This window comes from Chryseobacterium shigense (assembly GCF_014207845.1).
GTDB lineage: Bacteria > Bacteroidota > Bacteroidia > Flavobacteriales > Weeksellaceae > Chryseobacterium > Chryseobacterium shigense_A.
Map to the genome: position 1 here is coordinate 94,473 of NZ_JACHLC010000003.1, position 11,491 is coordinate 105,963.

The 11,491-nt window shown below is 39.0% G+C and carries 7 protein-coding genes; all 7 read right to left on the reverse strand.

Annotation, left to right across the window (positions count from 1 at the left end; translation table 11 throughout):
* Positions 1 to 61 precede the first annotated feature (61 nt).
* The 7 genes from HNP36_RS13235 to rnhA all read right to left on the reverse strand — a co-directional run bounded on the left by HNP36_RS13235 (position 62) and on the right by rnhA (position 11,489).
* Positions 62 to 2,659 carry a TonB-dependent receptor gene (locus HNP36_RS13235; protein WP_184164343.1) on the reverse strand — a complete coding sequence of 866 codons (2,598 nt, stop codon included), beginning with the start codon at positions 2,657 to 2,659 and terminating at the stop codon, positions 62 to 64.
* A 209-nt stretch (positions 2,660 to 2,868) separates the two neighbouring features.
* Positions 2,869 to 3,729 (reverse strand): carboxylating nicotinate-nucleotide diphosphorylase, encoded by an 861-nt coding sequence (nadC, locus tag HNP36_RS13240; protein ID WP_184164347.1) that lies wholly within the window; start codon positions 3,727 to 3,729, stop codon positions 2,869 to 2,871.
* 10 nt (positions 3,730 to 3,739) lie between these two features.
* Positions 3,740 to 5,311: an L-aspartate oxidase gene (gene nadB, locus HNP36_RS13245; RefSeq protein ID WP_184164350.1), complete on the reverse strand. Its 1,572-nt coding sequence runs from the start codon at positions 5,309 to 5,311 to the stop codon at positions 3,740 to 3,742.
* 30 nt (positions 5,312 to 5,341) lie between these two features.
* Positions 5,342 to 5,968: an NAD(P)H-dependent oxidoreductase gene (locus tag HNP36_RS13250; protein ID WP_184164353.1), complete on the reverse strand. Its 627-nt coding sequence runs from the start codon at positions 5,966 to 5,968 to the stop codon at positions 5,342 to 5,344.
* Positions 5,969 to 6,097: 129 nt separating this feature from the next.
* Complete coding sequence (locus tag HNP36_RS13255; RefSeq protein ID WP_184164357.1) at positions 6,098 to 8,359, reverse strand: T9SS type B sorting domain-containing protein; 2,262 nt, start codon at positions 8,357 to 8,359, stop codon at positions 6,098 to 6,100.
* Between the two features lie 249 nt (positions 8,360 to 8,608).
* On the reverse strand, positions 8,609 to 10,861 hold the full coding sequence (locus HNP36_RS13260) for a lectin-like domain-containing protein (protein WP_184164361.1): 2,253 nt from the start codon (positions 10,859 to 10,861) through the stop codon (positions 8,609 to 8,611).
* A 151-nt stretch (positions 10,862 to 11,012) separates the two neighbouring features.
* Positions 11,013 to 11,489, reverse strand: coding sequence for a ribonuclease HI (rnhA, locus tag HNP36_RS13265; protein WP_184164364.1), 477 nt, complete (start codon positions 11,487 to 11,489; stop codon positions 11,013 to 11,015).
* Positions 11,490 to 11,491 lie beyond the last annotated feature (2 nt).

Consider the following 11,491-nt stretch of genomic DNA (forward strand, 5'->3'; position numbering starts at 1 on the left):
TAGCAAAAATCCCGGCGAAAAGCCGGGATAGATATTTATAAAATCTAATATTGTGATCTTATTAGAATCTGAAAGTGATGTTGGCAGACCAAGTTCTTCCAAATCCGAAGTACACCTGGTTACGTACATCTATTCCTTTGTAAGTAGGTTGTGTACCATCTGCATAAATACTAGATCTTCCTTCTGAAATATATGTAGTGTCTAGTAAGTTGTAGATATTTGCTCCGATTGTTAGGCTCTCTCTGGATCCGAAATCGAAAGTATAGTTAGCACCTACGTCAAGTAAATTATAATCAGGTAGCTTTAATGTTCCATTGATTGCTGCTGGAGGAAGTTCTCCTGTATTCATATTGATCATGAAATCTGTAACAGTGATGTTACTGTATAGATTACCTACAAATCTCCAATCTGCATTGATTCTTAATCCTTTTACCGGCTTTAAAGTTGCACCTAATGAAGCTGTTAACTGAGGAGCATCTCCTACTTTTGCCTTATCTAAAGCCAATGTAGCAGTATTGTTTCCATTTTGAACAACTACAGGATTATTGTTGTCATCAAATACGGTACCGGAAGCATTACCTTTATATCTGTAATCTCCCCAAGAGAACATACCTTCTAAATCCAATAATCTATTTAATGAATAGGATGCTTCAAGCTCTGCACCGTAATGCACCTGTGTAATTCCGGATATTTCCGCGTATGCGTTCGTAATTGAGTTATTTGTTGCCGGGTTGTTATCCGGATCAATGTTAAGACCGGTTCTTCTCTGGAATCTATCCGCCCATGAAGTTCTGAAAAGGTTTACATTTGCTCTGAAAGCTTGTGATCTGAATCCGTAACCTAATTCTAAACCAACGATTTTTTCATTAGTTAAGTTAGGGTTTAAAGGCTGTTTGTTACTTGGATAAACCGCTGTGAAGAATGGCTGTTTTGATTGGTATCCAACATTAACAAATACATTGTGATTAGCATTGATGTTATAGTTAGCTCCACCTTTAACATTGTATCCCAGGATGTTTTTAAAGTCAGTTTTTCTATAAACCGTTTCGCCGTTTTGTACAGTTACACCATCTACGATCCAGTTGTCAATTCTTTTAAATCCTTGATTAGATACAGCTCCCTGAATGAAAGCAGTAAAGTTTTCTTTTGTATATTCTACCTGTCCGAAAGCTCCGTACCATAAAACTTGTCCATCATAATTTCTGTTAGCAATTTGATTTTTGTCTTTAATTGCTTTTACGAATGGATTTGCTGATGGAACAGGATTATAAGCTTCATTTACAATAAAACCTGCAGGACGGTTAAAATCTCCTCTTTCCTGGTATCCGTTTGCGCCCAATAGGTTCGTTATAATTCCCGGATGGTATCCATAGTAATAACGGGCATCAATTCCAACAGAGAAATTGAACTCATTGTTTATTTTGTGATTAAAGTTTGATAGTAAACCATACCAGTCATGTGAATTAACGTTTGACCTCATAGTAATACCATTATTACTTCTGTTTATACCAGGACCAGCTGGGAAAGTATTTGCAGGAGCATTTGATGTATTACCCACTGTAAAGTCAGAAATTACAGCACCTTGATTCCATCTTACAATGTCATCAAAACGTATTTGTCCATCTGCAGTTTTAGGTAAGTTAAAGATCGTTTTACCGTTTATTGAACCTAGTACCCCGGTACCACCACCTCTACCGAATGATGCATACCCAACTGTTGATAGTTTTGATTTTTCTGAAATTTTCCAGTCCCAGTTAATAGACGCAACCGGTTTAGAATAATAATTTCTATTGGTTGTAAATTGCTCGCCGTTTAGAGTTCCCCAGTTAGAGTTATATCTTCTGTTAGGTTCTCCATCCTTGCCATATTGTAAATAGGTAGAAATAGGATTTGTAAAGTTTTGATTGTGCCATTGAGGAGCTCCTGTAAATGTGAACTGGAAATCATGTTTCTCATTTGGCTGATATCCTAATGCAAAATAGTAGTTGTATCCTTCAAAATCTGAACCATCAATATACATTGCCCCTGCAGTTCTACTCATTAGGAATGATGTTGACCATCCTTTTGCAGATTTTCCTGTATTATAAGCAAATGAAGTTTTTAAATAACCATCATTACCTAAACCTAATGAAACAGTACCTTGTCTTTTTTTATCAGCTGCTCTTGTTAAGATATTTATTGTACCTCCAACAGAGGAAATTGCTAATTTTGAAGAGCCTAAACCTCTTTGCACCTGCATTGCAGATGTTACCTCAGACATACCTGCCCAGTTTGACCAGTAAACAGCTCCGTTTTCCATATCGTTCACTGGCATACCATTTACCATTACAGCAATATTTTCATTTCCGAAACCTCTGATTCTAATTGAGGCATCTCCAAAACCTCCACCGCCTTTAGTTGCATAAACAGACGGAGTCGTATTTAAGATCTCAGGGAATTCCTGATTTCCTAATTTCTCAACAATTTTTGCTTCCTTAATTGTTGAAACTGCTACCGGTGTTTTTCTATCTTTGGCGATATCGGCAACACCAGTGATTACAACTTGTTCAATGTCGTTGGATTTAGTTTGTACTGTATCCTGAACCTGTTGAGCATAATAGACGCTGGCTGTAGATAAGGTAATCACTGCAGATAGCATCGATTTGTTGATTAATTTCATAATCGTTAGTAATAGTTAGATTTAATTTTCTGCAAAATTCGCGAAATAAAATTTAACCAATATTAACTGTATGTTAATTTTTATTCAATCTTAATAATATTTAATTTGTTGATTATCAGTATTGTGTGTAAAAATTGAATTTTAACATGAAAAAAATCATATTATTGAGTTTTTAACAAATGGGTGTTGTTTTTATTAAAAGTATAACGCTATTTCACGGCTTTGAGACTCAGATCAATATTTTCAGCCGAGTGGGTAAGGGCTCCGGCGGAGATATAAGTAACCCCTGTTGATGCAATTTCTTTTAACATATCCCGGGTAATTCCGCCAGATGCTTCAGACTCACAAGACCCGTTGATCATTTCTACTGCCTGCTTCATCATATTCACATCCATATTATCGAGCATGATTCTATCTACTTTGACCTTAATAGCTTCTTTAACTTCTTCCAGGTTTCTTGTCTCGACCTCGATTTTTAACTTTTTTTTGTTAGTTTTAACATAGTCCTTTGCCATTTTAACAGCATTGGTAATGCTTCCGTTATAGTCAATATGATTGTCTTTCAACATGATCATATCATATAATCCATACCTGTGATTGGTTCCGCCTCCTATGGCAACAGCCCATTTTTCACAAACCCTGAAATTGGGTGTTGTTTTTCGGGTATCCAGAAGTTTTGTTTTGGTTCCTACCAGCCTGGAATCCCAGTCGTGGGTAAGTGTTGCAATTCCGCTCATTCTCTGCATGCAGTTCAAAACAAGTCTTTCCGTTGAGAGAATTGATCTTGCGCTTCCGGTTACAATAAAAGCTATATCTCCAATCTTAGCAGTTTCTCCATCTTTAATGAAGACTTCTATTTTTAAATTTTTATCAAAAGTTTTAAAAATAATTTCTGCCAGCTCAACACCTGCCAGGATACAGTTTTGCTTTACCAGGAGTTTGGCACTTTGCTCAAGATCCTTCGGAATGGTGGAAAGAGTAGAGTGGTCCCCATCCTGAATATCCTCTTCCAGGGCATTTTTAATGAATGTTTTTAATACTTTATCTGTAGCGTAAGCTGGTCTTTTCATTATATATATTTTAAGCTAAGTCTTTATTATAAAATGCTCCTTTATTTTCCGTCATTTCCATAGATTGGGTAATGATGAGGTGGGCAACGGTTGTTAAATTCCTTAATTCAGATAATTGGGGAGAAAGGATAGAGTAGTGGTAAATTTCATCAACGGCATCTGCAATTTCCTGGTGTTTTTGTAAAGCCATACTCAAACGCTTGTTGCTTCGTACAATACCTACCAGATCGCTCATCATCTCCTGAAGCTGCTTTCTGAGATAACTTACGATAACCATTTCATCCATGATTTTCATCCCTTCTTCATTCCATTCAGGAACAGCTTTCAGATCATCAAAGTTGAAATTATTTTCATTGAGAAGATCAACTGTTTTCATCGCGGCATTGTGCCCGAAAACCAAGCCTTCCAGTAAAGAATTTGATGCAAGCCTGTTGGCGCCGTGCAATCCTGAATTGGTACATTCTCCCACCGCAAAAAGATTCAGGATGGAAGACTGACCATCCCTGTCAACTTCAATCCCGCCCATAAGGTAATGGCAGGCCGGTACTATAGGAATCAGCTGAGTGAAAGGATCGATTCCTTCTTCTTTGCATTTTTTATAAATATTGGGGAAATGTTCCAGGAACTTTTCATGATCCATATCGCGGCAATCCAGACCGGCATATTCATCACCAGAGATTTTCATTTCATTATCAATGGCTCTTGCTACGATGTCCCTTGAGGCTAATTCTTCACGGGCATCATATTTGTGCATGAATTTTTCACCTTTTTTGGTTCTTAATTTGGCGCCATCTCCGCGGACTGCTTCAGAAATCAGGAAAAGCATCCCGTTAATTTTGCTGTACAGTGCCGTAGGGTGAAACTGGTAATACTGCATATTGGAAACCTTACCTTTAGCACGGGCTACAAAAGCAATTCCGTCTCCGGTTGCAATAGTAGGATTGGTGGTGTTTTTATAAACATGTCCCGCACCGCCTGTGGCTACCAATGTTATTTTTGAAGTGATCTTTTTGATCATTTTTGATTTTTCATCGAGAATGTAAGCCCCATAGCAGTTGATATCACCTTCGCTTACTTCTTTTCCGGGAACATGGTGCTGTGTGATAATATCAATGACGTAGTGATGATCCAGAATTTCAATGTTCGGGCTGCTGTTGGCTGTTGCCAGAAGAGCTCGTTCGATTTCGAATCCGGTAATATCTTTATGGTGGACAATTCTGTTTTCTGTGTGGCCGCCTTCTCTTCCCAAAGCGAATTGTCCGTTCTTCATATCGAAATTGGCGCCCCATTCTACAATTTCATTGAATCTTGTAGGAGCTTCCCTTACCACCATTTCTACAACATCGCGTTTGTTTTCCCCGTCTCCGGCACGCATGGTATCTTCAATATGCTTTTCGAAATTGTCGTTTTTAAAATCGGTGACCACGGCGAGTCCGCCCTGTGCATATTTGGTATTGCTTTCGTCTTCGTCAGATTTTGTTACGATGATGATTTTGGCATCAGGGAGTTGTTCAGAAACTTTAATGGCATAGGAAAGTCCCGAGATGCCGGAACCAATTACTAATACATCCGCTTTTATCATATGCTTTCTTTAGGTACGATCATTTAAATATTAAATAAATTTAAACAATTTTTCGTTTGGTTTTCTTACTTTTTTCATGTGCTGGAAATGGTCCTCCTCAGAGCGGTAGCCCAGGGCGAGTGTAACGGTTACTTTTTCTGTTTCCGGATTGATATTGAGGATCTCTTCCATCATCTCCTGCCGGAAGCCTTCCATAGGACATGAATCTATATTTTCGATAGCAGCGGCATACATCATATTGGCCAGTACTATATAAGATTGTTTTTCAGCCCAGTTGAAGATTTCTTCCTGGGTTTTTTGGGTGATGTGCTGATTAATACTTTTCCGGAACAGGTCTAAGTTTTCAACAGGTGTTTCCCTAACTTCGGAAATGTGATTAAAGTAGCCATGAATATAACTTTCCTCAATAATCTTCTTTGAAATGATGACAATAAGATGCGAACAGGTGGAAATCTGCGACGGATTATAGAAGGCTGGAATTAATTTTTGCTTCATAACCGCGCTTTCCACAACCAGAATTTTATACGGTTGAAGCCCAAGCGAGCTGGCAGACAGTTTTCCTGACTCAAGAATGTTGTGGAGGACATCCTGAGGGATAATCTCGTGATTGAATTTTTTCACAGAATATCTTCTGCTTAAAGCTTCCAAATAATTCATAAGACAAATTTAAGAATTGAATGCGAATAAAGTGCCTTTATCCTGAAATATATCCTTTTGCGGACAACAAAAAAAGATCACTCCAAATTTGGAGTGATCCCGGGTATATAAAAAATAATCAAATTTAGCTTACTCTCTGTTTTTCACCATGATCCAGCCTGAGAATTTAATAGGCGTATTCTTGCTGTTGTTTTCGTTCCATGTGATGGAGTACCAGTAGTTTCCTGTAGGGACTTTCTTGCTTCCGGCGGTTGTTCCGTCCCACATATATCTGTTGGATTTATCGGCCTGGAAAAGCTTGTATCCATACCTGTCGAATATCCCTATTTCCAGGTTCTTTTTATTGGAAAGTGCTGAATAATCAATGGCGTCATTTACTCCGTCTCCGTTTGGGGTGATTACGTTAATAAGGTTAGGAACTGTAATATTGATTTGTATAGGTTCGCAATCGTAACTGTCTTTTACATATATTTTGGTTTCTCCTCTTGGTACGTTGGAGAATATATTGGAGGCCTGCCATTGTATATTATCCATGGAATATTGATAAGGAGGAGTTCCTCCGTTAGCAAATACAGTCACCGTACTTCCTGAAATATCAATATTGGTAATTACAGGTTGTTCTGATGCATATACTTTTACAGTCTGTAATGTGATGCAGTCTCCGGTTTTTAATTTGACCCAATAAGTTCCCACGGCTACGTTGGTGATAGATTGGGTTGTTGCACCTGTGCTCCATTCATAGCCATTAAAGCCAGGTCCCGCATCCAGTGTGGTTTTATCTTCAATACAGATAATCTTATCCTTTAATACGCCGGATAGAACCGGGGCAAGCACAGTCAATGTTACTTTCGCAATTGAATAGCAGCCCTGCGCATTGAATACTTTTATATAAATTACTCCGGATGGGGCCGTGTAGGCTAAGAAATTTAAAATTTCATTAGTGCCGTTTACGGCATCCGTTAAAGAAGGGTAATATTTTTTTGTAGCTCCCGTTAAGGTTGTTACCGTTGCATTGCTTAAGTTAAATGTTCCCAGAGAAGGATTGGTTTCAAGGAAGCATGATCTTAAAGACGCATCTGTTACTGTAACAACCGGGTTAAGACTCAGTGTAACTTTTGCTACACTTACGCACCCCTGAGGCGTGGTTACTTTTGCAAATAATACTGCGGCTCCTGATGCATAAGCTGTAGGGTTGGGGATCTGGTTGATTCCTGCGTTCAGTTCAGCCATGGTATTGTAGAATTCCATAGTGCAGCCCGGTACTGTTGTTAAAGCAGCTGTAGTAAGATCGAAAGTTGCAGTGCCTGCATTATTGTTGTTACATCCAGTAAGTGTAGCGTCGGTTGCTGCAAAAGGTGTGGGATTTAATTGTATGACTCCGTCTCCGTTGTCGCAGAGCGTGGAGCTTGGATCTTTGATGACCACTTTAATAGTTGTATTGCCTGAATACTGGAAGCTGGTAGGATTGGCAATCGGAGTTGAGTTTCCTAAAACATAGTAAGTGAATACATAGTTTCCGGGATTATTCACAAACTGGGCATTAAAAGAAGTCAGATCCACGGTTCCTGTTCCGGTTGCAGGGTTGGTACATACAAAAGGGGTTACTGTAGCATTCAGGATTGGAACTTTATCCACATAAACTTTTACGTTTTTGATAGAGTGTCTTGCACTGGCGCCTCCTGTGGCTGCTGAAAATCCAAAGTATCCCTGAGACATTCCGATGGCTGCTCCTGAGGGGGCAAATGACTGGTCTGCAATAAGGATACCGTCTATTTTTATTTTAATAATCCAGTTCGTAGGATTGGTAAGATCTGTTTCCCCGTTTACTTCTACGTGTTTGTAGTTTGGTCCTACGAACGGCTGGGTCGGATTGAGGTCTGGAGAGTGAAAGGTGCTGCCAGGTGTCATATTGTATTCAATATTGTTTCCGGCAGTGTCATTTGTTCCGTAAAGAACATGCACTTTACTCATCTGGCCTTCTGTTGTATTGTTGAAGATATCAAATCCTACCATAAGCCCGGATGCATTTCCTGGAATTCCAAGCCCTCCTCCGGATACAAACCCTGTGGGCGGATTGGCAAGGTACCAGAATGTAAATCCGTCTCCTCTTCCGAACTGTGTTGTTCCGTTTCCGTCAATTCTGAAGTCAAATTCTACCTTCCATTTATCACAATAACTTAATGTGATTGGGGTGGCTAGTTTTATAGCACCATATAGATTTCCGTTATCTGTAGTTAGCCTTACAAAATCGGTATCAACAGCCGCATTTGAGACAAGATCCCATCCTGTAGTATTTACAGGATTTCCTGTAAGCTGATAGGTTTGAGAAAACAGCTGTCCTGAAAAGCATAATAAGATGGTTAAATAATAAATGAGTAGTTTTCTTTTCATATGAAGTAATTAGTTTTGTGGTTATTCTTGTAAATATATTTGTTTTATTCTTTCATATATAATGTATAATTGTCAATTGATTAGTGAAAATCGTCAATTTTGCAATTAATTTTGATAATATGTGAAAATGATTAAAATAAGAAGGGTGTTTTCCTTGTGGAATTGAGAAGCTGTCTGTGCTTGCTTTATGAGGTAAGTCACATTAAAAAAATCACCCCGGTAAGGGAGTGATTTTATATAGACAAACTTTTATTCTCTGTTTTTTACCAATACCCATCCTGAATATTTGGTTTCGGTATTGTTTTTATCATTTTCGTTCCATGAAATAGAGTACCAGTAAGTTCCTGTAAGGATTTTTTTGCCGGATGCAGTTCCGTCCCATTTGAAGTTTCTTGTTTTGTTGGCTTCATACAGTTTATTGCCATATCTGTCATACACTATAAAAATCAGATTCTTCTTGTATGCGAGTGAAGAATAATCAATAACATCATTAATGTTGTCGCCGTTCGGTGTAATAGCGTTGATCAGATTGGGAACAGTGATCTGAACTTCAACAGGTGAGCAGTTGTAAAAATCTTTAACGAAAACCTTTGCCTCACCCCTGTGTAATCCTGTGAATGTATTGGAGTCCTGCCAGTCGATGCCGTTTAAAGAATATTTGTATGGGGGAGTTCCGCCGGATACATTTACGGTTACGGTTGTATTATTGATGTCAATGCTTGTGATTACGGGGTTTGCGGAAGCAATAACCTTTACCGTCTGAAGGGTAATACAGCTTCCTGTTTTAAGTTTTACCCAATAAAGTCCTACGCCTATTCCCTGAATAGAAGGTGTGGTTGCTCCTGTGCTCCATTCGTAGCTGTCAAAGCCTGGACCTGCATCCAGATCGGTTCTGCCATCAATACAAATGATTTTGTCTTTTAAAACAGAAGATTTTACCGGAGGAAGAACAACCAGATTAACTTTTGCTATGGCGAAGCAACCGTTGGAATCTGTTACTTTTACATAAACTGCAATGCTCACGGACATATACTGAGATGGATTCATAATCTCATTGGTCCCGCTTAAAGCATCTGCCACGCTTGAATAGTATTTTTTTGTAAAACCGCTGGTCAGTGTGGTCACATTAGCAGAGGTAAGGTCGAATATGGCATTCGTAATATTATCCTGGATGAAACAGGATTGCAGGGTAGCTTCTTTTACCGGGGTTTCAGGATAGAAAGTTAAGGTGATTTTTGCTGTACCTGTACATCCCTGTGGAGTTATTACTTTTACATAAACTACTCCGGGTGCGGAAGTGTAAGAGCTCGGATTGGCAATTTCGTTAGTGCCAGCATTCAGGTCATTCAGGGTTTTGTAGTATTTTTTCGTTGCGCCAAGTACGTCAGTTACATTGGCGGTAGTAAGATTGAATATTCCTGTTCCCGCTTTATTATTGTTACATGCTGTTAAGGTTTTATCGGTGAGTGTAAGAGGGGCCAGTACCAGCAATATCTTCCCGTCCGGGTTGTCGCATAGTATTCCTGCATTGTCCTTTATGATTACGGTAACTGTGGTATTTGTATTGAATTGATAGTTGGTGGGATTGGTGATTGGTGTTGCTCCCTGCAGGTAGGTAAATGTATAATTGGAAGGATTGCTTACGAATTGTGAATTGAAGGTCGTTAAATTTACAGATCCATACCCCGTAGTCGGATTTGGACAGAACGATTGGGTAGCTGTACTTTGTAAAATGGGAACTTTATCGGTGTAGATTTTTACATTTTTAATGGAATGTCTTGATCTTGCACCACCTGTGGAAGCCGAAAATCCAAAATATCCAATAGTCATTGCAGCTGCTGTGCCTGAAGGAGCAAACGACTGGTTGCAGATTGTTGTTCCGTCAAGTGTTATTTTTATAATCCAGTTGGTGGGAATTGCCGGATCTACCTGTGCAGTTACTTCAACATGCTTATAGGTTGTTCCCTGAAAAGGTTGGGTGGTGTTCAGGTCTGGTGAGTGAAAAGAGCTTCCGGGAACATTGAAAAATTCAACATTGTTATTGTCTGTTGTATTGGCTACCTGCCCGTAAGCAACATGTATTTTACTCATTGTGGCTGTAGTGGTGTTATTATAAGTGTCAAAACCTACAATGAAACCAACGGCGTTTTGAGAAACTCCCAGTCCGGAGCCTAGTACGCTTGCAACAGGTGGATTCGCCAGATACCAGAATGCAATTCCGTCACCATTGGATGTTTGGTTGGAATCCATTCTGAAATCAAATTCAACCCTCCATTTATCGCAATATTTTAAGTTAATCTGATCATTTAGCCTGATAGACCCTGACTGGTTGTTGGTATCGGGAGTGAGCTGGATAAAATCGCCCATAACCTGGGTGGGGGCTACCATAGTCCATCCGGTAGTGCTTACTGGATTTCCGGTTAACTGATAGGTTTGGGAAAATGCTCCTCCTGACAAGAAAAGCAGAAAGAGGGAAATACAAGACAGTAAAAATTTATTCATTGAAGTGGGATTACTTTTAATTAGATACTGTAAATATATTAAATCCCTATTAATTAGTGTGTATTTAATGTTAATTTTACCGAAAATGATAATGATTTCTTAACAAATGATAAGATAGTAAGGGGAATAATGAATGATATAGGTTTATTTTTTAAAAAAGCGAATTGCTTTCCAGGCCTTCGAAATAAGTGTCTACTTCCAGGTTTGGTGAGCTTGCTGCTGCGACAGCCAGTTTATCACAGAGTTCGTTTTCAAAGTGACCTGCATGGCCTTTTACCCAATGCATCTGAGGTTTATGCATGTTATACATTTCAATGAACCTTTTCCAGAGGTCCGGATTTTTTACATTTTTCCATCCTCTTTTGATCCATCCGGAGATCCAGTTTTGGTTAACAGCATCAGCTACATATTTGCTGTCTGTATAAATGTGAATATCGTTCTCCGAAGATTTTAGTTTTTCCATTGCCGTAATAACAGCGAGAAGCTCCATCCTGTTATTGGTGGTTTTTCTGAATCCTTTTGAAAATGTTTTCTGATAGTTCTTTTCCGGGACGCGCATAAGGATTCCATAACCTCCTTTTCCGGGATTTCCGCTGCATGCTCCATCAGTGTATATTTCTATTCTCAAAA

Excerpts from the sequence above, each read along its gene's own strand:
- HNP36_RS13260 (WP_184164361.1), bottom strand. The coding sequence starts at position 10,861 with ATGAATAAATTTTTACTGTCTTGTATTTCCCTCTTTCTGCTTTTCTTG.
- nadC (WP_184164347.1), bottom strand. The coding sequence starts at position 3,729 with ATGAAAAGACCAGCTTACGCTACAGATAAAGTATTAAAAACATTCATT.
- HNP36_RS13255 (WP_184164357.1), bottom strand. The coding sequence starts at position 8,359 with ATGAAAAGAAAACTACTCATTTATTATTTAACCATCTTATTATGCTTT.
- HNP36_RS13250 (WP_184164353.1), bottom strand. The coding sequence starts at position 5,968 with ATGAATTATTTGGAAGCTTTAAGCAGAAGATATTCTGTGAAAAAATTC.
- nadB (WP_184164350.1), bottom strand. The coding sequence starts at position 5,311 with ATGATAAAAGCGGATGTATTAGTAATTGGTTCCGGCATCTCGGGACTT.
- HNP36_RS13235 (WP_184164343.1), bottom strand. The coding sequence starts at position 2,659 with ATGAAATTAATCAACAAATCGATGCTATCTGCAGTGATTACCTTATCT.